This window comes from Streptomyces sp. NPDC021224 (assembly GCF_044332905.1).
GTDB lineage: Bacteria > Actinomycetota > Actinomycetes > Streptomycetales > Streptomycetaceae > Actinacidiphila.
Genome location: NZ_JBIRPW010000001.1, coordinates 858,002 through 879,400 on the forward strand (window position 1 = coordinate 858,002; position 21,399 = coordinate 879,400).

The window sequence follows — 21,399 nt, forward strand, 5'->3', positions numbered from 1 at the left end:
GTTCAGCTCCTGACGCTGTGGAAGCGCCGGCGGTACTCCGCCGGCGGGAGGGCGAGGGTGCGGAGGAAGGCGCGGCGCATCGCCTCGGGGGTGCCGTAGCCCGCGGCGCGGGCGACCTCGGCGATCCCGCCGTCGGTGTCCTCCAGCAGCCGCCGGGCCGCTTCGAGACGCGCCCGGTCGACGTACCGGCCGGGCGGCACGCCGACCTCCGCGCGGAAGGCGCGGGCGAACTGCCGGGGGGAGAGCGCCGCGCGGGCGGCGAGCGCGTCGACGGACAGGTCCGCCTCCGGGTGCTCGGTGATCCAGCGCTGGACCTCGCGCAGCGGCTCGCGCTCGGCGACCTGCGCGGCCAGCTGCGTGCTGAACTGCGCCTGGCTGCCCGGCCTGCGCAGGAAGACGACCAGGCCGCGGGCGACCGCGAGCGCCGCGTCCCGCCCGAGGTCCTCCTCGACGAGCGCGAGCGCCAGGTCGATCCCGGCGGTGACGCCCGCGGACGTCGCATACTTCCCGTCCCGTACGAAGATCGGCTGGGGGTCCACGTCTGTGCCGGGGAAGCGGCGGGCCAGCGTGGCGCAGTAGGCCCAGTGCGTGGTGGCCCGGCGGCCCTCCAGCAGCCCCGCCTCGGCGAGCAGGAACGCCCCCGTGCACACCGACACCACGCGTACGGCGTCCGGCGCGAGCGCCGCGACCCGGGCGACGGCCTCCGGGTCGGGCCGGTGGGTGCCGGAGCCACCGGGCACCAGCAGGGTGCCGGGCGGCGCGGCGGTGCGCAGGTCCTCGTCGGGCAGCAGCCGCAGTCCGGCGCTGGTGCGGACCGGACCGCCGCCCAGGGACGCGGTCCGCACCCGGTAGGGCGCGGGGTCCGACGCGGTGGACGAGGCGGCGGCGAAGACCTCGACGGGCCCGGTCACGTCGAGGCTCTGCACGCCGTCGAAGAGCACGACGAGCACGTCGTGGGACGGGCGGCCGCCAGGGGGGCGGGGCGGGCCGCCGGCGGGTTCTCCGTGGCCGGTCACGTCCTCAGCGTGGCAGCGGCCCGGGGACGGCGGCAATGACGGATCTCCCACCTTTCCTGCCATCGCCGCACCCACCGGACGGTGTGCCCGCGGGCATGCGAAAGGCCGCCGGCGAACATGTCGCCGGCGGCCTTCGGTGCACCGCGCGGGGCGGTGCGGACGTGTCAGCCGTTCGCGGTGCCGTTGCCGGACAGGACCGGGATGTCGTCGACGATGTGCGACAGCGGCTCGTCGCCCTGGGCCTGCGTCGAGTTCTCGGCGCACTGCTGGTTCTGCGGCGAGGTCAGCACGTTGACGTCCTGGACGGTGACCGGGATCAGGCCGATCAGCGAGCCGACGTTGGCCTTGACCGGAACGCCGAGGCACGGCTTGTTGAGGCTGCCCTGGACCAGGCTCAGCTGCGGGCTCTGGGTGCCGCCGGTGACGGTGTTGCCGTAGTTCTGCTCGGCGCCGTTGCCGTTGACCGTGGTGGTGCCCTGGTCGTCACCGAGCGCCATGGCCGGGGCGGCGGTCATGCCGACGGCGGCGACGGAAGCGGCGAGGGCGGCTCCGGCGAGCATCTTCTTGATCATTGTGTGTCCCTTTGCGGTGCTCGGTGGCACGGTTCGTGGAAGGTCTGAGCGATCTGATCAACCGCTCAGGGAGGGTTTGGTTCCGGCGATTCACTCCGATGGTGGAGCGGGCCCGCCGCTGCCCTGACGGCCCGTCGGTCCGCGGCTCGACCCTCGGACCTGCGGGCCCGCGGACCTACGGGCCGACGGCGGGTCAGCCGCCGAGGCCGCCCAGCGGCAGCCCGCCGAGCAGACCGCCCAGCGGCAGCCCGCCGAGCAGCGAGGCGCCCGGCACGGCGTTGGTCAGCATGTCGGACGAGGCGAGGTCCCGGGTGGCGCCGGTGGCGTCCCCGACCAGCCCGGCCGCCGGGGCCTTGCCCTGGAGGGTGGCGCTCGCGTCGTCGACGGTGCGCGTCGTGGAGTCGAGGTTCGCGCTGTCAGCGGCCTTCTGCAGCGGCTGCTGGGCGAGTGCCTGGTCCATACCGCCGTTGATGCTGGTGGGCATCGTGCTCATGGTGCGGGCGTCGACGGGGTTCGCGGTGTCCGTGGTGGAGGCGAACGCGGGGGCTCCCACACCGACTGCCATCACGGAACCGGCCACGACCGCTGCGACCTTCGAGTACTTCACTTGCCACCCTTTCGGTAGCGCGGGATGTCTGTCATCACGCACAACGATTACGGAGCGCGACGGAAACTGTGTGCCGCGTCGCCGCCCGACAATCACCCGATAGAGCGCGGTGTCGGCGCCCCGCGTCGTCGCGCGGGAACGGCTCGGCGGCGGCCGCCGCTCAGGAGTAGGTGCGCCGGATGCGCGCGGCCCGTGCCGAACGCCGGTAGATCAGGGTGCCGCCGGCCAGCAGGAGCGCGCTCGCACCGGCCGCGGTGCCCAGGACACCGCTCGACGCGCCCGTCTCCGCGAGCTGCGTGTGCACCTCGGGCGTCGGGGTCTGCGGGGTGACGGCGGGCGGCTGGGTGCGCTGCGGCGGCACCACCTGCGGGGCAGGCGTGCCGTTCGCGCAGGAGTTGCCGAACGAGGGGTTCAGCAGCCCCACGACGTCCACCGAGTTCCCGCACGCGTTCACCGGCACGTCGACCGGGACGCTCACACTGTTGCCGGACAGCACGCCCGGCGAGCCCTCCGCGGCGCCCCGGGCGGTCGCGCCGCCGCCACCGGCCGCGGCCGCGTTCGCGGCGGCGGCGATGGCCGCTCCGTCCGTCTGCGAGGAGGCCCCGGCGGAGGAGGCCCCGGCGGAGGGGGCCGCGGACGACGAGGAGGCCGCGCCCTCGGCCTGCTGCGACAGGTCCTCGGCCGAGTGGCCGGGGGCGTTCTGCCCGCCCTCTGCCGCGGAGTCCGCGTGCGCGTAACCTCCCGTCACCGCGAGGATGCTGCTTGCCGCAGCAACGGTGAGCAGACCCCGGTTCAGAATCTGTCGTCGCATGGACTTTCTCCGCTCGTGCAAAGGGTGGTGCAGATGACGGACCGCCCCGGAGTGCGCTGCGCGCTCGGCCCGGGGCGGCTCCTGGCCAGCGGCCGGCGGTGTCGCCCGGCCGTCGGTGTCGATCGGCGTACGGCCGTCGTCAGCCGTTGTTCTCGCAGACGTTGCCGAAGGCCGGGTTCAGCAGGCCGATGACGTCGATGGTGTTGCCGCACACGTTCACCGGGACGTGGACCGGAACCTGGACCAGGTTGCCGGACAGCACGCCGGGGGAGTTGGCCGCGCCACCGATCGCGCCGGAGCTGGCGAAGGCCGGAGTGGCGATACCCATGGCCATGACGGTGCCCGCGGCGAAGGCCGCTGCCTTGGTGAGCTTCTTCACGTTTCTACTCCTCTATTTTTCCGGCGCCTGCGGATGGAGCGCCGCCACGGATTTCGTGCCGGCCGGTCCCGGATGACGGGCCCGTGCGCACCGCGCCGATCAGTCAACGAGCATTGATGCCGCCAGGTGACTCCTCTTGCTTCTCCCGAGGCCATCAACCACTCGAATGGAGGGTGGATTTGACATACGGGAGGGAAATGCAGAAGGAGCAGGAACGGCTCCGGCCGCCGGTTCCGCACCGGCGGCCGGAGCCGCGCGAGGGGGCCCTTGCGGGCCTTCCGGACGCGCCCGTGCTCAGCCGTTGGCCTCGCCGTTCCCGGACAGGACCGGGATGTTGTCCAGGATGTGCGAGAGCGGCTCGTCGCCCTGCGACTGGGTCGAGTTCTCGACACACTGCTGGTTCTGCGGCGAGGTGAGGACGTTGAGGTCCTGGACGGTGATCGGGACGACGCCGATGAGCGAGCCGGCGTTGGCCTTCAGCGGCAGGCCGAGGCAGGGCTTGTTGAGCGAGCCCTGGACCAGCGCGAACGACGGGCTCATGTAGCCGTTGGTGTAGGTGTTGCCGTAGTTCTGCTCGGCGCCGTTGCCGTTGACGGTGGTGGTGCCGTTCTCGTTGCCGAGGGCCATCGCCTGCGGGGCGGCGACCGCGGCCGAGATGCCCGCGACGGAGGCGGCCACGGCAGCCGTGGCGAGGAACTTCTTGATCACGGTGGATCCTTTGCGAACGGGAGTGGTGTGCCCCGGAAGACGGGTCGCCGTGACCAACCCCGCGGCGCGCGATTGGTAATGACGTTTCACCCGATTGGATAGTCGTGGACGCGGCGGAAGGATCTCACCAGGTGCGGGGGTGAGTGCCGGGGTTTCGTGTTGACGCGGTGTCAACACGACACCCGGGGAGGTACGTCCGGTGGCGGGTGCCGGATTCGGGTGCGGGCGGTCTGATGGTCGTAAGAGGGCGCAATAATGCGCTCTTTCGCGCGGCTTGCGTGATTTTCGACGCGGTGTCTGCGACGGTGCATTTCTGATTCCGGGGTTTCCGGCGCTTCCGGTTTCCGGCGACGGCGTGACCGGTTCCGGCATGCGTGGGAGAACGCACGGGAGACCGGAGGAGCGCGCGGGCCGTGCGGTGGCCCGCGGGACCGAGTGGCGGGGTTTGACGGGCTCGTAGAGGGAGAACGGCGCGCGATGCCGCAACATCACGACGGACTCGCCGGTCTGACGGTGCTGCACCTGGCGCAGCCCGTCGAGGGCGGGGTGGCCCGCGTCGTCGTCGACCTGGTCCGCGCGCAGGTGCGGGCGGGAGCCCGTGTCGTCGTCGGCTGCCCGGCCCCGGACGGACCCGTCCCGTACCCGGGGCGCGCCGCGGACGGTACGGCCGGGGGCGGCTCCGGTGGCCCCGTCGGGCCCGCTCCCGGCCCCGCCTCCGCGTACGGACCTGTGTCGCTCGGGCCCGACCCGCTCGCCGCCGCCGCGTCGTGCGCGGGCGCGCGCGTCGTGCGCTGGGACGCCCGGCGCGCACCCGGCCCCTGGCTGGCCCGTGAGACCGCGGCCGCTGCGCGCGTGGTGCGGGAGGCGCGGCCCGACCTGGTGCATCTGCACAGCGCCAAGGCCGGGCTGGCGGGCCGGCTCGCCGTCCGCGGCACCCTTCCCACCGTCTTCCAGCCGCACGCCTGGTCCTTCGACGCGGTCGGCGGACCCACCGCGCGTGCCGCGCGCGCCTGGGAGCGGTACGCCGCGCGCTGGGCGGACCGCGTCCTGTGCGTCAGCGACGCCGAACGCCGCGCGGGCCTCGCCGCGGGCGTACGGGCCCGCTGGGCGGTCGTGCGCAACGGCGTCGACCTCGCCCGCTTCACCCCCGCCGCCGAACCGGCCGCCGTCCGGGCCGCGCTGCCCGCGCTGTCGGACGCCGGGCCCGGCACGCCGCTCGTCGTGTGCGTCGGACGGCTGTGCCCGCAGAAGGGCCAGGACGTGCTGCTGCGGGCGTGGCCCGCGGTCGCCGCCGCGGTGCCCGAGGCGCGGCTCGTGCTCGTCGGCGACGGGCCCGAGCGGCAGCGGCTGCTCGCGGGCGCGCCGCCCGGTGTGCTGCTCGCGGGCGCCGCCCGCGACACCCTGCCGTGGTACCAGGCCGCCGACGTGGTGGTGCTGCCCTCCCGTTGGGAGGGCATGGCGCTGGCCCCGCTGGAGGCGATGGCCTGCGGGCGCCCGGTGGTCACCACCGACGTCAGCGGCGCCCGCGAGACCCTGCACCCGCAGGACGCGGACACCTGTGTCGTCCCGGTCGGCGACCCCGTCGCGCTGGCGGCCGCGCTGCTGCGGCTGCTCGCGGACCGGCCGCTGCGCACGGCGGCGTCATTGCGGGCCCTCGCGCACGCCCGCGCCCACCACGACGCGGCCCGCGCCGCGGCGGACGTCGCCGCCCTCTACCAGGACGTGCTCCCGCTCCCCGTCCGCCCGCGGCGGCTGCCGCGGTGACCCCGGAATCCGTACCCGCTCCCCCGGCCGGGCCCGGCGCCGAAGAGGGCAGCCCGGTCCCCGCCGCCCGCCTGCGCCTCCCCCCGGACGCGGAGCCCGCCGACACGGCCGCAGCCCGGCCCGGTCCCGCGGCGGAGACGCCGCAGACTGCGGGCGCGGCGGGGGCGGGCCCGGAAGCCGGTGCGGCCGCGGACGGCGAAGTCGCGGGGGTGTTCTCGGGAGCGGGGACGGGTGCGGGGGCGGGCGCTTCCCGTGGCCCGGACGCGGGTGAAGCGTGGGGCGGCGGTGCGCCGGGAGTGTTTTCGCGGCCGGAGGGTGCGGTGGCCGAGGGGGTGCTTCCGCAGGCCGGTGCCGGGGCGGGGCTGTCCGGGGCGTACGACGTGGGTGGTGCCGCGGAGGACGGGGGCGTGGCGGCCGTCGGCGCCGGGCGGGAGCACGGGCGGGCCGGTGCGGAGGACGGGACGTACGCGTCCGCCGGGGCCCGTCCGCACGACGAGCACGGCGGCGGGCCCGTACCGCGTGCGGCGGGGCTGTCGCGGCGTCAGGCGGCGCGGGAGCGCGTCGGGATGGTGCTGGCCGCAGCGGACTGCGCCGGGGCCCTCACGGGCGTGCTGGCCGTCCTGCCGCCACGGGCGGCGCTGGCCTGCGGGGTCGTCACCGGGTGCCTGCTGGTGGCCCAGCAGCGGGCCGGGCACTACCGTCCGGCCTTCGCGCCCGGGGCCTTCGCCGAACTGCCCGGGATCGCCGCGCGTACGGCGCTGGCCTGGGGTCTGTTCGCCGCGGTCGCGGCGCCCGGGACGCCCGGCTGGGCGGCGCTGCTCGCGGCCGTGTGCGTGACCGTCACGGTGGCGGGTGCGCTGCGGGCCGCGGTGTACGGCGCGCGGCGCCTCGCGGCCCGCAGGAGGCCCGCCTCGACGCTGGTCGTCGCGGCGGACGCGGCTTCGGCGGGGCGTATCGCCGCGGTCCTGCACGCGCGGCCCGAGTACGGGATGCGCCCGGTGGGCCTCGCCGCGCCGGTACCGGTGCGGCCCGCCCCGCAGGAGTCCGAGCCGTCCGCGGCCTTGTCCGCGGCGCCCGCGTCCGTACCTGTCGCCGTACCCGTGCAGCAGGCGCCGCATCTGCCGCCGCCGGTCCTGCCCGTGCTGCCGTCCCCGGGCGAGGTGACGCGGGCGGTGGTGCAGAACGCCGTGCGGCACGCGGTCGTGACCGGCACCGCGGTGCCCGACGCCCGCACCATTGCCACGGTGCGGCTGCTGGCCGCACAAGGGTGCGTGCTGTGGCGGGTCGAAGGCGCGGAGGGTGCCCTGCCGTACGGGCGCGGGCGGTCCGCCCGCGGGCACCTGTGGGGGTACGCGTGCCACCGGCTCGACCCGTACCCGCCGACCGCCGCCCGGACCGCGCGGGGCGCCAAACGGGCACTGGACGCGGCCCTCGCCGCCGCCGCGCTGCTGTGCCTGGCACCGGTGTTCGGCGTGTGCGCGCTGGCCGTACGGCTCGCGGACGGCCCCGGCGTGATCTTCCGGCAGGAGCGCATCGGGCTGCACGGGCGGCCCTTCACCCTGCTCAAGTTCCGCACCCTGCGCCCCGCCGACGAGCGCGAGTCGGCGACGCTGTGGAGCGTCGCGGGCGACCGGCGGATGAGCCGCGCGGGCCGGCTCCTGCGCCGTACCTCCCTCGACGAGCTGCCCCAGCTGTGGAACGTCCTGCGCGGCGACATGAGCCTCGTCGGGCCGCGCCCGGAACGCCCGCACTATGTGGCGCAGTTCAGCCGGACCCTGCCCGGGTACGCCGACCGGCACCGGATGCCCGCGGGCATCACCGGGCTCGCACAGGTGCACGGACTGCGCGGCGACACCTCCATCGCCGACCGGGCGCGGCTCGACAACCACTACATCGACAGCTGGACGCTCTGGCAGGACGTGACGATCCTGCTGCGCACCGCCGTCACGGTGTTCCGCCACGCGGGGAGCTGACGGGCCGTGGACATGACGCTTCTGCTCCCGTCGCGCGGGCCGCGCACGGCCCGCGCGCGGCATATGGCGCGGGCTCGGCATACTGCGCCGCCGTGCGGTGACCGGCGGCCTGCGCCTGCCCGCGCCCTCGTCCGCCTGCGCGGGGGGAGGTGAGGTGCCGTGACGCTCACCGCCGCCGTCGGCCTGCCCTCCGCCGCCGGGCGGGTCGCACCTCTGCTGCGCCGCTACGCCCCGCTCCTGCCCGCGCTGGCCACCGTGCTGCTGCTGGCCCTGCCGGCGTCCGCGGGGAACGTGAGCGCGTCCGGCAAGGTGACGCCCGCCGACGCCGCCTCCGCCGTCCTCGTCCTGACCGCCGCGGTGCGGTGTCTGCGGGAGCGGGCCCGGCCGTTGACGGCCGCCGCCGCGGCCGTGCTCGGCGCGCCGCTGGTGGGGTTCGCCGTCGCCGCTGTGACGTCGCTCGACCCGGGCGCGGGGGCCACCGGATTCCTGCGTTACGTGCAGGTCTTCGTCGCCGTGCCCGCGGCCGTGGTCGTGCTGCTGCGCGACCGGCGGGACTTCGCGGTCGTCGCCGGGGCTGTCGTCCTGCTCGCCCTTGTGCAGGGTGCGGTCGGCACGTGGCAGTACGCCACGGCGCACGGCGCCTCGTACATGGGCCGGGACATCCGCGCGGTCGGCACCTTCGGGCCCTCCGACGTCATGGGGATGGCCACGGTCGTCGCCTACGGCCTCGTCATCGCCCTCGGCTACGCCCTCGCCCCGCCGCCGCCCGGCGCCCCGCGACGGCTGCGGCCCGCGGCGATGTGCTGCGCCGCGCTCCTCGCCGTACCGCTCGCGGTGTCCTTCAGCCGCGGCACGTGGATCGCGACGGCGGTCGCCTGCGCCGTGCTGGTCCCGCTCGCCGGTCGGCGGCAGGTGCTGCGCGCCCTCGCCGGGCTCCTGGCCGTCGTGGCGGCGGGCGTCGTCCTGGTCGGCGGATTCGGCGCCGGGTCTCAGGTGATCGGCGCGCGGGCCGCCAGCATCACGGAGGTCACCGCCGCGCCCGACTCCTCCGTCAGCGACCGCTACACCCTCTGGTCCGCCGCGCTCGACATGTGGCGCGAGCACCCGCTGACCGGCGTCGGCCTCAAGCGCTTCCCCGCCGAACGCGACGGGCACGCGGCCCTCGGCCTCTCCTCGGCGAGCGACACCGGCGGCGCGGGGCAGGGCTTCGCGCGCGAACCCCTGCTCTCCCCGCACAACATGTACCTGCTCGTCCTGAGCGAGCAGGGCCTGCTCGGCTGCACCCTGCTGGCGGGCGGCTGGGCGGCGCTGCTCGTCCTCGGCCTGCGCCGACTGCGCACCGCGCCCGCGGCGGCCCGCGGCGCCGGGCTCGGCGCGATGGGACTGCTGCTGTGGCAGTGCACGGACTTCGGCTACGCCGACATCGGCGGCCCCTCCACCGCCGCGACCGCCCTCCTGCTCGGCCTCGCGGCCTGGTGGGCCCTGCACGCCGACTCCGCCGACCCCGCCAATTCCGCCGGGCCCGAACGGTGAACGCCCCGCTGCGGCCCGCCGCCGCCCTCGCCGCCGCCCGGGCGCGGGCCCTGAGCCGCCTGCGCGACGCCAGGACGCCCGCGGGCACGGCCGCCGTCCCACCACCCACGGCGGGGCCCGCCGACGCGGTGGAGGCCGCCGTACGGGCCGCCGTGAGCCGCACTGCGGCTCCGGACGAAGCGGGTGGGGCCGCGGCATCGGCATTGGCCCCGTCCGGGCCGTCGTCCGGCGTGCGGGGTGCCGGTGGGGCGGAACCTGCGGGGAAGGCGTCGCCCGGGGTGCGGGGTGACGGTCGGTCGAGCGGTGGTGGTCCAGGGACCGTGGCGCCGGGCCCGTCCGGGCCGACGCGCGCCGTGTTGGGTCCTGGTTCGCGGGAGCCTGCGGGGAAGGCGTCGCCGGGGGTGCGGGGTGACGGTGTGTCGGGCGGTGGTGGTCCGGGGGCAGCGGACGCGTCCGGGCCGTTGCTCGTCCCGCGGGGTGCCGGGGGGCCGGGAGCGGGGCCCCGGGGCGCCGGGCGGGGGTTCGTGGCGCGGGCTGCGGGGCTCACCGCGGGGCTCAGTGTGGGCGGGTCGGTGCTCGGGCTGGTGCGGGACCAGGCTGTCGCGCGGTACTTCGGGGCGGGGGCGGGCAGCGACGCCTTCCTCGTCGCCTGGACCGTGCCGGAACTGGCCGCGACCGTGCTCATCGAGGACGCGATGGCGCTGCTGCTCGTGCCCGCCTTCAGTGCGGCGATCGCCAGGGGCGGCACGTCTGTGCTCATCCGCGGCACATTGCCGCGGCTCGCCGCGCTGCTCGCCGCCGTCACGGCCGGACTCTGCGCAGCGGCGCCGCTCGTCGTCCGTGTCCTGGCCCCGGGGCTGCCCGATCCGGCGCTCGCCGCCGCGTGCACCCGGCTGACCGCCACCACCGTGCTCGCCTTCGGCCTGGCGGGCTACCTCAGTGCCGCGCTGCGCGCCCACCACCGCTTCCTGCCGCCCGCGGCGATCTACGTGGCCTACAACGTGGGCATCGTCGCCACCCTGCTGGTGCTCCACCGCCCGTTCGGCGTCCAGGCCGCGGCGCTGGGTGTCGCGGTGGGCGGCGCGCTGATGGTGCTGGTGCAACTGCCGCCGTTCCTGCGGGTGGTGCGGCAGGGGCGCGCGGGGGCCGAGGCCCGGAGGCCGTACCGCTGCGTGCGGGGCAAGGGCGGCGGTGGGCTCGCGGTGGGGCTGGTCGTGCCCGTGGTCGTCTTCGCGGTGAGCCGGCAGGCGCAGGTGCTCGTCGAGCGGTACTTCGCGGCCGGGCTGCCCGCCGGGGCCATCTCGCACCTGAACTACGCGCAGAAGGTCGCGCAACTGCCGATGACGCTCTCGCTCATGGTCTGCACCGTGACCTTCCCCGTCGTCGCCCGCGCGCTCGCCGCCGGGGACCGGGAGGCGGCGCGGCGGCGCGTGGAGCGCGACCTCGCGCTCGCCTGCGTCGTCGTCCTGCTCGGTACGGCGTACGTCGTGGCGTGCGCGCCGCAGATCGTCGGAGCGCTCTTCCAGCGCGGCGCGTTCGGCGCCGCGGACACCGCCGCGACCGCGGCCGTCATGCGCGTCTACGCGCTCGGGCTGCTCGGCCAGAGCCTCGTCGGCGCGCTCGTCCGCCCGTACTTCTCCGCGGCGCGGGCCACGTGGTTCCCCGTCGCGGCGATGGCCGCGGGTCTCGCCGTCACGCTCGGCGCGGACGCGGCCGCCGTGGGGGCCTGGGGCGCGTACGGGATCGCCGCGGGGAATGCCGCGGGGATCAGCGTGACCGCCGTGCTGCTGCTGCGCGGGCTGCCCGCGCGGGCGGTGCCCGTCCGGGTGGGCCCGCTCGCGGCGGTCGTGGCCCGGTACGCGCTCGCCGCCGCCGTGGCCGCGGGTGCCGGGTGGTGCACCGCGCGGCTGCTGCCCGGACCGGCCGTGGCCGGTGCGGGGGTCTGCTGCCTGACCGTTCCGCTCGCTTTCGCCGCCGCGGCCGCCGCGGTCGGCGCGCCCCTGAGGAGCCTGAGCCATGCCGTCTGACGCCGCAGCACCGGCACCGTGGGTGCTGATGTACCACTCCGTCGCCGAGGGCGGCCCGGACCCCTACCGCGTCACCGTGAGTCCGCGGCGGCTCGCCGCGCACCTCGGCTGGCTGCGGCGGGCCGGGCTCACCGGCGTCGGCGTCGGCGAACTGCTGCGCGCCCGCGCGGAGGGCCGCGGGCGGGGCCTGGTCGGGCTCACCTTCGACGACGGCTACGCGGACTTCCTCACCGGCGCGGTGCCGCTGCTGCGGGCGTACGGGCACCGGGCCACCGTCTTCGTGCTGCCCGGCCGGCTCGGTGGCGACAACGTGTGGGACGCGCAGGGGCCGCGCCGGGCGCTGCTGGACGCCGACGGGATCCGCGCCGCCGTGCGGGCCGGGATGGAGGTCGGCTCGCACGGGCTGCTCCATCGCGACCTCACCGTGTGCGAGGACGCCGACCTCGCCGCCGAGGCCGCCGCGAGCAGGCGGATGCTCGCACCGCTCACCGGGGAGGCCCCCGCGGGCTTCTGCTACCCGTACGGGGCCGTCGACGCGCGGGCGGTGGCGGCGGTGCGGGCCGCCGGGTACGCGTACGCGTGCGCGGTGACGCCGCCCGCGGGGCTCGCCGCCGGGCCGTACGCCCTGCCGCGCGCCTACGTCGGTGAACGCGACCACGCCGGGCGGCTCCTGGCGAAGGGCCTCCTCCACCGCCTGCCCGCGGCCCGCTCCGCGCTGCGCCGGGGGGTGGGGTCCGGTGCGTAGGTTCTGCGGGGTGCGGGGAAGGGGGCCCGGCCTCGCGCCTGGGGCGGCTGCGGAGGGGGCGCCACTTGCTGCGGCGTGGCGATGTGCCGGTCCGTTCCGGCCTGGCACGCGGTTCCCCGCGCCCCTGACGCGCCCGGCAGGGCACGCGCCTGCTCCCGCCGAGGCGCACTGCGGGCCTGCGGGCTTCCCGGCGGGGGCACGGGGATGAGGGTGCTGCATGTCATCACCGGACTCGGGGTGGGCGGGGCCGAGCAGCAGCTCAGGCTGCTGGTGCGGCACATGACGGCGGCGGGGGGCGTGGAGGCGGAGGTCGTCGCGCTGACGAACGCCGGGGCCGTGGCCGAGGGGATCAGGGCGGACGGGGTCCGGGTCACGGACCTGGGGATGCGGGGCAACCGCGATCTTGCCGCGCTGCCGCGGCTGACGCGGCTGATCCGGGCGGGCGGCTTCGACCTCGTCCACACACATCTGTACCGGGCGTGCGTGTACGGGCGGATCGCCGCACGTCTGGCGGGGGTGCGGGCGGTGGTGGCGACCGAGCACTCGCTGGGGGATTCGCAGATCGAGGGACGTCCGCTGAGCGCGGGCACCCGGGCGCTGTACCGCGTGACGGAACGTCTGGGCACAGGGACGGTCGCCGTGTCCGCGACGGTCGGGGAGCGGCTGCGCGCCTGGGGCGTGCCGGAGCAGCGCATCCATGTCGTACCCAACGGCATCGACCCGGACCGCTTCCGCTTCGACCCCGCCGTGCGGGAGGCGGCCCGCCGGGCTCTCGGGCTGGACCGGGCGGCCTATGTCGTCGCGGGGGTGGGCCGCCTTGTGCCGGGCAAGCGGTTCGACCTGCTGGTACGGGCGGTGGCCGCGGTCCCGGGCACGTATCTGCTGCTGGCGGGGACGGGGCCGGAGCGCTCCCGGGTGCTGCGGCTCGCCGCGGAGGCGGGGGCCGCGGACCGGGTCAGGATCGTCGGCGGCACCGGGGACGGGCGCGGGGACAGCTCCGGGAACGGTGACGTGCCCGGCGTGCTGGCCGCCGCCGACCTCTTCGTGTCGCCGAGCGCGGAGGAGGCCTTCGGGCTCGCGGCGGTGGAGGCGCTCGCGGCGGGGCTGCCGGTGCTGTACGCGGCCTGCCCGGCGATCGAGGACCTGCCCCCGCAGGACGCGCCCGGCGCGAGCCGCACGGGCGGCTCGGCGGAGGAGATCGCCGCGGCGATCGGACGGCAGCGCCGGGCGGGGCCGGTGCGGCTGGCCGTGCCCGCGGCGGTCGCGCACTACCACATCGCCAACACCGCGGACCGGGTCCTGGCGTTGTACGCCGTGGCGCTCGGGTCCGCCCGGAAGAAAGCAGCTCCTGTATGAGGGCACTCGCACTCCCGAGGTCGGCGCGGTGGGCCGCGCTGCCGCTGGGCGTCGGATTCGGCATGCTCGCGGGTCTGGGCTGGGGCATTGCCGCGACCCCGCAATATGCCGCGACCAGCTATGTGATGGTCGTGTCGCAGCACGCCGACGCGCCGACCGCGCTGGGGTTCGCGCAGGCGTACGGCCGGGTGGTGACCGGCACCGCCGTGCTCGCGGGCGCGCAGGCCGAGGCCGGTACGCCCGCGCAGCGGCTGCGCGGGCACATCGACTCCCAGACCTCCCCCGACGCGCCGATGATCTCGGTGACCGGTACCGCGTCGAGCGGGGCGACGGCGGCGCGTTACGCCAACGCGGTGGCCAAGTCCCTTGCCGCGACCGGCAACCGGGACACCGCCGGGACGGGCGTGAGTCTGCTGCTCTTCGCCCCGGCCGCCGCGCCCGCCGCGCCGTCCTCGCCGTCCGCGGGCCTGTCGGCGGCGGTCGGCGGGAGTGCGGGCGGCCTGCTCGGCGCCCTCGCGCTGCTGGTCCGCCCGGCCTTGCGCCGCACCCCGGCACCGGCCGGCCCCCCGCCCGCCGAGCCCGCAGAGCCGGTCGGCCCCGCCGAAGGGGCCGCTCCCGTCCCCGCGCCCGCGCCGTCCGTCCGGGAAACCGCGTGACCGCCGAGGTGCCGCCGTCTGCTCCCTTGCGGGCCGCGCCCGACGCCGCAGCAGCGGCCGGGGCGCCGCTCGTGGTCAGCGTGTGCCGGGAGGGCGCGGAGTTCGCGGGGCTCGCGGGGGAGTGGGGCGAGCTGTGGGGGCGGTGCCCCGGGGTGACGGGGTTCCAGGGGCACGGGTGGCTGCACTCGTGGTGGCTGGCCTACGGGCGGCGCCGCGACCGGCTGCGGGTGGTGCTGGTGCGCAGCGCGGGGGTGCTGGTGGGAGCGGCGCCGCTGATGCGGACGTACCGGCCGGAGCCGGTCGTGGTGGCGCTCGGCGGGGGGATCACGGACTACGTGGACGTGCTGGTCGCCGCGGACGCTGTGGCCGGGACGGCACCGGACGCGGTGGCCCGCGCGCTCGCCGGGGGGATCCGCGCGGTGGCGCGCGGGGCGGTCGTCGACCTGCGGGAAGTGCGGCCGGGGTCGGCGGCCTTCGCGGTGTACGACGCGTGGCGCGGTCCGAAGCGGCGTACCGCCGGGTCGGTGTGCCTGGAACTCCCGGGGCTGCCGATGGACGAGCTGATCGCGCGCGTGGGCAGCTCGCGCGGGCAGCGCATCCGCGCGAACCTGCGCAGGCTGGACGCCGCCGGGGTCACGGTGCGCGAGGCCGCGCCGCACGAGGTGCCTGACGCCGTGGCGGGCATGCTGCGGCTGCACCGGGCGCAGTGGCAAGGCCGCGGGGTGACGCCGGAGCACCTCCGGCCGCGTTTCGCCGCGCACCTGACCCGCGCGGCGACGGCGATGGTGGCGGCGGGTGAGGCGGCGGTCGCCGAATTCCACCTCGGCGGCCGTGTCGTGGCCGCGAACCTCACCGTGCTTTCCCCCGCCCTGGCCGGCGGCTACCTCTACGGCGCCGATCCGGCGCTGCGCGGCACCAAGGTCGATGTCACGACGCTGCTGATGCGGCACGGCGTGCGGCACGCGGCGGGCGCGGGACGGCCGGTGCTGAGCCTGCTGCGGGGCGCCGAGCCGCACAAATTCCACTGGCGGCCCGAACACGTCGGCAACGAGCGGCTGATGCTCGCGAGCCGCCCGCTCGGCCCCGCGCTGCACGCCCGCTACGCGCTTGCCCTCGCCCGCAGGCGGCTGGCTCGCGCGGCGGCCGCCCGGCTGCCCGTCCTGCGCACCTGGCGGGCCCGCCTGCACGGTCTGCTCGCCCGCCTTCGCCCCCGGACCTGACCTCACCGGGCCCGCCCGCGCCTCCTCACCCTCGCGCCGCCCCGGACGGGCTCGGCACGGCAGCGGCGCCCGGCACCTTCGACGGAGACGCGGCCGACGGAGACACGGTCGGCGAACCGGACGGCCCCGCGGCCTTACCCGGCGGTGTCGAAGCCGTCGCCCGCGCAGGCATACCCGGCGTGCCCGGCGCGTCCGGCACCGGCCCAGAAGTGCCCACCCCCGCCCCCGTACCCGGCGACGGCGGCGAGGACGTACCGCTCGCGGGCGTTGGCGTTGGCGCGGGCGCGGACAGCAGTTCCCGGAAGACCTTCGACGACAGCGGGTTGGCCGTGCACTGCCACACACCGTGCGGGCAGTAGTCGGTGATGGTCTGGTAGAGCGCATGGTGGTCGCTCATCCACCGCAGCATCTGTTCGACGTACGAGGTGTCGTCGCCGTTCTGGAACAGGCCCCACTCCGGGTAGGAGACGGCCTTGCCGTGCTGCGCCGCGAAGTCCACCTGGGCCTGGAGGCCGTACGGCTCGCTGACCTGGTGGTCGAAGGTCTCGCCGGGCGGCTGGTCGTAGGAGTCCATGCCGATGACGTCCACGGTGTCGTCACCGGGGTAGCACTCCGTCCACGGGACGGCGTCCGTGCCGCGGCTGGGCGCGAAGTCGAAGCGGAACTTCTGGCCGGGCACCGCGCGCATCGCCGCGACGATCCGCCGCCAGTACGCCCGCCAGCCCTGTGGGTCGGGGCCGCAGCGGTGGGCGTAGGTCGTCCCGTTCATCTCCCAGCCGAGGACGATCACCGTGTCCGGCACGCCCAGTTCGACCAGATGCTCGGCGAGGAGGGCGAAGTGCGGGTCGAAGGCGCCGTTCGCGCCCTGCCGCAGCAGGCTGCGGACCTGGGCGTCCGAGGTGCGCTCCTCGTTGCCCGCCTGCATCGGCACGTTGAGCACGAACATCCGGTCCGCGGCGGCCCGCCGCCAGTCGGCCCAGGGCTGGAGCAGTTCCTGGGGGCCCTCGATGTCGTCCCATGTGCCGCCGGGCAGATAGGTGTGGCCGACCCGGACCGGGGTGCCGCCGAGCCACTTCTGCAGGCCCGCCAGATTCGCGACGCCCTCGGCACCGGAGTCGGTGAAGGCCCCGAGGTAGGGGAAGGACAGGGTCGCGGACCGGCCGGTCGCGCGGGCCCGCGCGGAGCCACCCCCGTCCCCGCTTCCGCCCGCGGCCGCTGAGCCGAACGCGCCCGCCGCCAGGCCCGCCAGCAGCGTCGCCGTGGCGACTCCCGCCCCCGCTCCCGTGATCCACCGGTGCCGGTCGGCCATGGTCCGTCACTCCTCGCTCGTCGGAAACGACGGGATGAGTGTTCCCCTTCCGGCAAGTCATAACGTATGACCGATAATCCGATGTCGCGGAGTAGCCCAAACGCGCGGTCAGTTCCGTGGTCCGCATTTCCCCTCGCCCCCTGGCAGTGATTGCCGACGTATCGTCAATATGCCCATGGCATACGCGTGCGAATCCGGCCGCCGCATCACTCGCCCGGATGAACTTCCGGCCCGCATAAACCGATAATCCGCAATTCTGCGCCACCGTGTCTGCATGATGGCCCGGCAGCCGACCGGTCACGAACGGACGGAGAGCGCATGAGTTCAGACGTCACCGGACGCCACCGGACAGGACCGAACGAGACCGGTCGACGCCGGACGCCGCCGGACGCCACCGCACAAGACCCGATGGGCCCCGATGAGAACGGACGAGAGGAGTCGGTCGTGAGCGAGTCCGACGCAGCACGGGAAGGCCGCCGGAAACCCGCGCGCACCGCCGTCACCCGCCGACGGGTGATCACGTCCGGCGTGACGTCCGCGGCCGCCGTGGCGGGCACCGTCGCCGCGCTGCGGCCGATGCTGACGGCCGGTCAGCCGACGGGCCCGGCCGGAGCGGTCGCGGTCGGCGGGCCCGCGGGCACCGACGGCAGCGGCGGCGACATCGAGGTGCGGCCCGCGCTCTTCGACGAGGTCTACCGCGGCCGCCGGATCCGGGGCGTCGCCGACACCGGCGAGGACGGCGTGGCCGTCACCGTCGACGGGGAGGCGCTGCCGCTCATGCGCCGGGTCGACGGCAGTTGGATCAGCACCGCCAACCACTACCAGCCCTACACGACGCCGCTGGCCACCGCGCGGGCGGCGGTCGACGTCATCGGCCGGGCGAAGCTGTCCGCGGCCTTCGCGCAGCTGCACCACCACTGACCCGCGTACCACCACCGATCGGGGCGCCACCGGTGAACACCCGCAAGAACCAGCGCAATCTGACCAGCAGCCAGCGCACCCGCTTCGTCGAGGCCGTCCTCGAACTCAAGCGGTCCGGCCGCTACGAGAAGTACGTCCGCACGCACGCGCAGTACTTCGCCTCGGACGGCGAGAGCGGTCTGCGGGTGGCGCACATGGCACCGACGTTCTTCCCCTGGCACCGGCAGTTCGTGCTGTACTTCGAGCGCGACCTCCAGCTGATCGACCCGACTGTCACCGTGCCCTACTGGGACTGGACGGTCGACGACAAGGAGACGTCCGCGCTGTGGGCGGCGGACTTCATGGGCGGCAACGGGCGCGACAGCGACGGCCAGGTGATGACCGGCCCGTTCGCGTACAGCGGGGGCAGGTGGCCGATCACCTTCGGGGTGACCGACGAGAAGTACCTCACGCGCAACATGGGGCGCCCCGACCGGCCGATCGCGCTGCCCACCAAGGCCGAGCTGGACGGGGCGCTCGCGCTCGGCACCTACGACACCGCACCGTGGAACTCGGCGCCCGGCACGCAGGGTTTCCGCAACAAGATCGAGGGCTGGACGGTCAGCGAGACCAAGGGCGGCTACCTGCACAACCGCGTGCACCAGTGGGTCGGCGGGCACATGATCGGCGCGGCCTCGCCCAACGACCCGGTCTTCTGGCTGCACCACGCCTTCATCGACCTCATCTGGGTGCGCTGGCAGCGGCAGCACCCGAAGTCCGGCTATCTGCCGGTGAAGCCGCTGGCCGGGAACGACCCGGAGAGCGGCCGGGTGATCAGCGCCGACGAGCCGATGCCGCCGTGGAACGTGAAGCCGTCGGAGATGTTCGACCACCGGCCGTACTACCGGTACGAGGAGTAGCCGCGGCCCCCGCGGCAGGACGCGAAACGGCCTCCCTGCGCCGTGCGGTGCGGGGAGGCCCGTTCGTGCGTACGGGAAGTGCGCGGTCTACCAGTTGTCGTCGTCGCCCGGGGTGGGCTCGCCGATGGGGGTGGGGTTGGTGACGGGGGTCGGGACGGCCGTGCCCGAGGAGGTGTTGGCGCACTGGTTGCCGAACGCCGGGTTCAGCAGGCCGATCACGTTGATGGTGTTGCCGCACACGTTGACCGGCACGTGGACCGGCACCTGGACGAGGTTGCCGGACAGCACGCCCGGGGAATTGACCGCAGCGCCCGCGGCGCCGGCGTCGGCGGCGGCAATCCCCGCGCCGGCGGCCAGAACGGCGCCCGCGGCGGCGGTGACGGCCGCGGCCTTTGCGATACGCGACATCGAGATCTCCCTGACTGAGATGAAAGAGCGGCCGCAATAAGCTGCGGCTTTGACGCAGTGGGCAACGGGAACGGATCAGCAATAGTCACGCAGGTTGAGCTGAACCGGTGATTCGTTATCGGATTACGCCGTTGGAGTGACAAGCGCCCCGGTCCGGCGCCCCCGGCCGTTAGGGTCCGGCCCATGAGCCAGACCACTTCCGCGTCCGACGCGTCATTGCTGAGCCGGCTGGGCACCTTCATGGTGATCCCGTGGTCCGGAGAGAATCACCAGGACGGCCGCGACATGGCCTTTCTGATGGCCTACACCCTCGGTGACGGGGTCGAGGGCCCCGCGGGCTCGGAGGCGGCCGCGCTCGCCGTCGCGGAGGAGGCGGGGCTGCCGGTCGGCGGCGCGATCCTCGACGTGGCGCAGACGCCCAGGGCGCCCGTCAAGCTGCTGGTCGAGGGCGGCAAGGCGGTCCTGACGATGCCCCACCTGCACGTCGCGTGCGCGGTGCCGGAGGAGTGGACGGCCGCGGCGCGCGGCCGCGGCACGGTGTACGTGATCCTCGCCAGCCGCCCCTGGCCGCAGGCCGTGCCGGGCCGCCAGGTCACCGAGGACGACCTCAAGGCCTTCCTCGCCGACGAGACGGCGCTGACGACCGCCGCCCACTGCTTCGTCCCGGTCGGGTCGCTCACGTCCTGACGCTCCGCCCCGTCCTGCCGCGCACGCCACAAGGCCACCGGTCGTCCGTACGACGACCGGTGGCACCACGACGGGAACGGCCCGCAGCGCCCCGGGACGGGAACGGCCCGCGGGCCCCGGCCGGGAGGGGGCCGGTGCGCCGCGGGCCGGGCGAGGGGCGGGCGCCGCTAGTTGACCAGCTCGTTGCCCGCGTTGACGGCGTCCGTGCCGGCCTGGACGGCCTTCTTCACGGCGCCCACCTTCTTGGCCACGCCGGACTGCGCGACCAGCCCTCCGGCGGCCTGCTGGCCCACCGTCTGGGCGGTGACGGCGGTGCCGCTGAGGGTGCTGCCGAGGTCGGCGGCCTGGGCCGACGCGGTGGTGGCGGCGGTCGCGGACGTGGCTGCGGCGAGCAGGACCGAGCCTGCCGCCGCCTTGCTGAGGAATCGGCGTACGTTCATGGTCCGTCCAACGACCCACCGCCCCCCGAGGGCACGCCGCCTCACCCCCACACGCGGGTGCCCAGCGTCACCCCGGCGGAGGCCATGGCCAGCCCGACGGCCACGCTGAGCAGCGCGTTCCCCGCCGCGTACGCCTTGGCGCCGCCCTCGGCCAGGCGCAGCGTCTCGTAGGAGAAGGTCGAGTACGTCGTGAGCGCCCCGCAAAGCCCCGTGCCGAGCAGCAGCTGCACGTGCGAGGAGGCGGCGCCCACCGCCGCGGCGCCGGTCAGGGTGCCGAGGACGAGGCAGCCGCACATGTTGACGACGAAGGTGCCCCACGGGAAGACCGAGTCGTGCCGGGACTGCACCGCCCGGTCGGTGAGGTAGCGCACGGGGGCGCCGACCGCCGCGCCCGCGACGACGAGCAGCCAGTTCACGCCGTCGCGTTCCCCGGCCGGGCGCTGTGCCGGACGACCTCGCACGCGTCCAGCACGACCATGCCCTTCTCCACCAGGCCGTCCAGCTCGGGGAGGAAGGCACGTACGCGCTCCTCGGTGTCGACGACGATCACCGCCACCGGCAGGTCCTCGCTGAGCGACAGCAGCCGCGAGGTGTGGATCAGGGAGGACGCGCCGAAGCCCTCGATGCCGTGGAAGACGCTCGCGCCCGCCAGGCCCGCACGGCGGGCGCGGTGCACGATCTCGGTGTAGACGGGCTTGTGGTGCCACCGGTCGCTCTCGCCGAGCAGGACGGTCAGCCGCAGCGCGGCGCCGGACAGCCGCCGCTCCCCGTCCGTCGCTGCGCCGCCGGTGCCGGTGCCGGTGCCGGAATTCGTGTCAGGGGTCACGGATGCCATCGTGCCCGCAGGGCCAGCATGCCGCGGGTCGCCCACGCCGAGGCCCACACCGCGCCGAGCGCGGCGGCCAGGGTCGCGGCGGTGTACGCGGCCGCCGTCGCCGCCTGGTGCGCGTCGACGAGCCGCCGGGACTCCACGGCGTACGTCGAGAAGGTGGTGTAGCCGCCCAGCACACCTGTGCCGAAGAACGGCCGGACCAGCCGGTGCGCGGCCCAGACCTCGGTGATGACCACCATGAACGCGCCGATGACCGCGCAGCCCGTGACGTTCACCCCGAACGTCGTCCACGGGAAGGTGCCCGCGCGCTGCGGCCACAGCAGCGCGGCGCCGTACCGCGCGCCTGCGCCCGCCGCGCCGCCGGCCGCGACGACGCCCACCACGGGCCACTGGTCGTGCATCAGACCGGGCACCCCGCGCCGCGCCGGAGACGGGTGGGGCGGCTGCGGCTGCTGCATGCGCGGGCGTCCTCTCGTGCCGTGCCGGGCCCCGGTGGTCAGCGTAGTGCGCGGCCGCTCCGCACCACGGGCGCGAAA

At 75.7% G+C, this 21,399-nt stretch carries 23 protein-coding genes; 11 read left to right on the forward strand and 12 right to left on the reverse strand.

Translation table 11 applies throughout. From position 1 onward, the window contains the following. Positions 1–2: 2 nt before the first annotated feature. The 6 genes from ACH4PY_RS03810 to ACH4PY_RS03835 all read right to left on the reverse strand — a co-directional run bounded on the left by ACH4PY_RS03810 (position 3) and on the right by ACH4PY_RS03835 (position 4,093). The gene (locus tag ACH4PY_RS03810) at positions 3–1,016 is read right to left on the reverse strand and encodes a GlxA family transcriptional regulator (protein ID WP_398175526.1); all 1,014 of its coding nucleotides are present in this window, start codon (positions 1,014–1,016) and stop codon (positions 3–5) included. A gap of 164 nt (positions 1,017–1,180) precedes the next feature. After that, complete coding sequence (locus ACH4PY_RS03815; protein WP_398175528.1) at positions 1,181–1,588, reverse strand: rodlin; 408 nt, start codon at positions 1,586–1,588, stop codon at positions 1,181–1,183. 193 nt (positions 1,589–1,781) lie between these two features. Continuing rightward, complete coding sequence (locus ACH4PY_RS03820; RefSeq protein ID WP_398175530.1) at positions 1,782–2,195, reverse strand: hypothetical protein; 414 nt, start codon at positions 2,193–2,195, stop codon at positions 1,782–1,784. A 160-nt stretch (positions 2,196–2,355) separates the two neighbouring features. Further along, complete coding sequence (locus ACH4PY_RS03825) at positions 2,356–3,006, reverse strand: chaplin (protein ID WP_398175532.1); 651 nt, start codon at positions 3,004–3,006, stop codon at positions 2,356–2,358. 139 nt (positions 3,007–3,145) lie between these two features. After that, complete coding sequence (locus tag ACH4PY_RS03830) at positions 3,146–3,340, reverse strand: chaplin (protein WP_398176074.1); 195 nt, start codon at positions 3,338–3,340, stop codon at positions 3,146–3,148. Between the two features lie 339 nt (positions 3,341–3,679). Continuing rightward, positions 3,680–4,093, reverse strand: coding sequence for a rodlin (locus tag ACH4PY_RS03835; RefSeq protein ID WP_398175534.1), 414 nt, complete (start codon positions 4,091–4,093; stop codon positions 3,680–3,682). A gap of 477 nt (positions 4,094–4,570) precedes the next feature. Here ACH4PY_RS03835 and ACH4PY_RS03840 point away from each other — a divergent pair, with 477 nt between their 5' ends. The 8 genes from ACH4PY_RS03840 (at position 4,571) to ACH4PY_RS03875 (ending at position 15,367) form a co-directional block, all read left to right on the forward strand. Beyond that, on the forward strand, positions 4,571–5,857 hold the full coding sequence (locus tag ACH4PY_RS03840) for a glycosyltransferase (protein WP_398175536.1): 1,287 nt from the start codon (positions 4,571–4,573) through the stop codon (positions 5,855–5,857). 320 nt (positions 5,858–6,177) lie between these two features. After that, the gene (locus tag ACH4PY_RS03845) at positions 6,178–7,830 is read left to right on the forward strand and encodes a sugar transferase (protein WP_398175538.1); all 1,653 of its coding nucleotides are present in this window, start codon (positions 6,178–6,180) and stop codon (positions 7,828–7,830) included. Between the two features lie 159 nt (positions 7,831–7,989). Then, the gene (locus tag ACH4PY_RS03850; RefSeq protein ID WP_398175540.1) at positions 7,990–9,363 is read left to right on the forward strand and encodes an O-antigen ligase family protein; all 1,374 of its coding nucleotides are present in this window, start codon (positions 7,990–7,992) and stop codon (positions 9,361–9,363) included. 560 nt (positions 9,364–9,923) lie between these two features. Continuing rightward, positions 9,924–11,390 (forward strand): lipid II flippase MurJ, encoded by a 1,467-nt coding sequence (locus ACH4PY_RS03855; RefSeq protein ID WP_398175542.1) that lies wholly within the window; start codon positions 9,924–9,926, stop codon positions 11,388–11,390. Next, positions 11,380–12,135: a polysaccharide deacetylase family protein gene (locus ACH4PY_RS03860; RefSeq protein WP_398175544.1), complete on the forward strand. Its 756-nt coding sequence runs from the start codon at positions 11,380–11,382 to the stop codon at positions 12,133–12,135. The genes ACH4PY_RS03855 and ACH4PY_RS03860 overlap by 11 nt, the downstream gene beginning before the upstream one ends. 204 nt (positions 12,136–12,339) lie before the next feature. Then, positions 12,340–13,491 carry a glycosyltransferase gene (locus ACH4PY_RS03865; protein WP_398175546.1) on the forward strand — a complete coding sequence of 384 codons (1,152 nt, stop codon included), beginning with the start codon at positions 12,340–12,342 and terminating at the stop codon, positions 13,489–13,491. Continuing rightward, on the forward strand, positions 13,488–14,147 hold the full coding sequence (locus ACH4PY_RS03870) for a lipopolysaccharide biosynthesis protein (RefSeq protein ID WP_398175548.1): 660 nt from the start codon (positions 13,488–13,490) through the stop codon (positions 14,145–14,147). Before ACH4PY_RS03865 ends, ACH4PY_RS03870 begins: the two co-directional genes overlap by 4 nt. Then, positions 14,144–15,367, forward strand: coding sequence for a GNAT family N-acetyltransferase (locus tag ACH4PY_RS03875; RefSeq protein ID WP_398175550.1), 1,224 nt, complete (start codon positions 14,144–14,146; stop codon positions 15,365–15,367). Before ACH4PY_RS03870 ends, ACH4PY_RS03875 begins: the two co-directional genes overlap by 4 nt. A gap of 25 nt (positions 15,368–15,392) precedes the next feature. Here ACH4PY_RS03875 and ACH4PY_RS03880 read toward each other — a convergent pair whose 3' ends face one another. After that, positions 15,393–16,676 carry a glycosyl hydrolase family 26 gene (locus ACH4PY_RS03880; protein WP_398175552.1) on the reverse strand — a complete coding sequence of 428 codons (1,284 nt, stop codon included), beginning with the start codon at positions 16,674–16,676 and terminating at the stop codon, positions 15,393–15,395. A 444-nt stretch (positions 16,677–17,120) separates the two neighbouring features. On the opposite strand from ACH4PY_RS03880, the gene ACH4PY_RS03885 reads away from it, so the two are divergent. Beyond that, complete coding sequence (locus ACH4PY_RS03885) at positions 17,121–17,597, forward strand: tyrosinase family oxidase copper chaperone (protein ID WP_398175554.1); 477 nt, start codon at positions 17,121–17,123, stop codon at positions 17,595–17,597. A gap of 32 nt (positions 17,598–17,629) precedes the next feature. Continuing rightward, the gene (locus tag ACH4PY_RS03890) at positions 17,630–18,496 is read left to right on the forward strand and encodes a tyrosinase family protein (RefSeq protein WP_398175556.1); all 867 of its coding nucleotides are present in this window, start codon (positions 17,630–17,632) and stop codon (positions 18,494–18,496) included. 87 nt (positions 18,497–18,583) lie between these two features. Here the strand turns inward: ACH4PY_RS03890 and ACH4PY_RS03895 are convergent, their stop codons facing one another. After that, positions 18,584–18,904, reverse strand: coding sequence for a chaplin (locus ACH4PY_RS03895; protein WP_398175558.1), 321 nt, complete (start codon positions 18,902–18,904; stop codon positions 18,584–18,586). Between the two features lie 183 nt (positions 18,905–19,087). Between ACH4PY_RS03895 and ACH4PY_RS03900 the strand changes: the two genes are divergently transcribed. Continuing rightward, a complete protein-coding gene (locus tag ACH4PY_RS03900; protein ID WP_398175560.1) occupies positions 19,088–19,591 on the forward strand; it encodes a DUF5949 family protein in 504 nt (167 codons plus the stop codon). Positions 19,592–19,758: 167 nt separating this feature from the next. Here ACH4PY_RS03900 and ACH4PY_RS03905 read toward each other — a convergent pair whose 3' ends face one another. The 4 genes from ACH4PY_RS03905 to ACH4PY_RS03920 form a co-directional block, all read right to left on the reverse strand. Continuing rightward, positions 19,759–20,031: a hypothetical protein gene (locus tag ACH4PY_RS03905; protein ID WP_398175562.1), complete on the reverse strand. Its 273-nt coding sequence runs from the start codon at positions 20,029–20,031 to the stop codon at positions 19,759–19,761. 41 nt (positions 20,032–20,072) lie between these two features. Then, positions 20,073–20,447 carry a fluoride efflux transporter CrcB gene (gene crcB, locus ACH4PY_RS03910; RefSeq protein ID WP_398175564.1) on the reverse strand — a complete coding sequence of 125 codons (375 nt, stop codon included), beginning with the start codon at positions 20,445–20,447 and terminating at the stop codon, positions 20,073–20,075. Further along, the gene (locus ACH4PY_RS03915; RefSeq protein ID WP_398176076.1) at positions 20,444–20,788 is read right to left on the reverse strand and encodes a DUF190 domain-containing protein; all 345 of its coding nucleotides are present in this window, start codon (positions 20,786–20,788) and stop codon (positions 20,444–20,446) included. The genes crcB and ACH4PY_RS03915 overlap by 4 nt, the downstream gene beginning before the upstream one ends. A 65-nt stretch (positions 20,789–20,853) precedes the next feature. Then, positions 20,854–21,321 (reverse strand): CrcB family protein, encoded by a 468-nt coding sequence (locus ACH4PY_RS03920; RefSeq protein ID WP_398175566.1) that lies wholly within the window; start codon positions 21,319–21,321, stop codon positions 20,854–20,856. Positions 21,322–21,399: the final 78 nt, after the last annotated feature.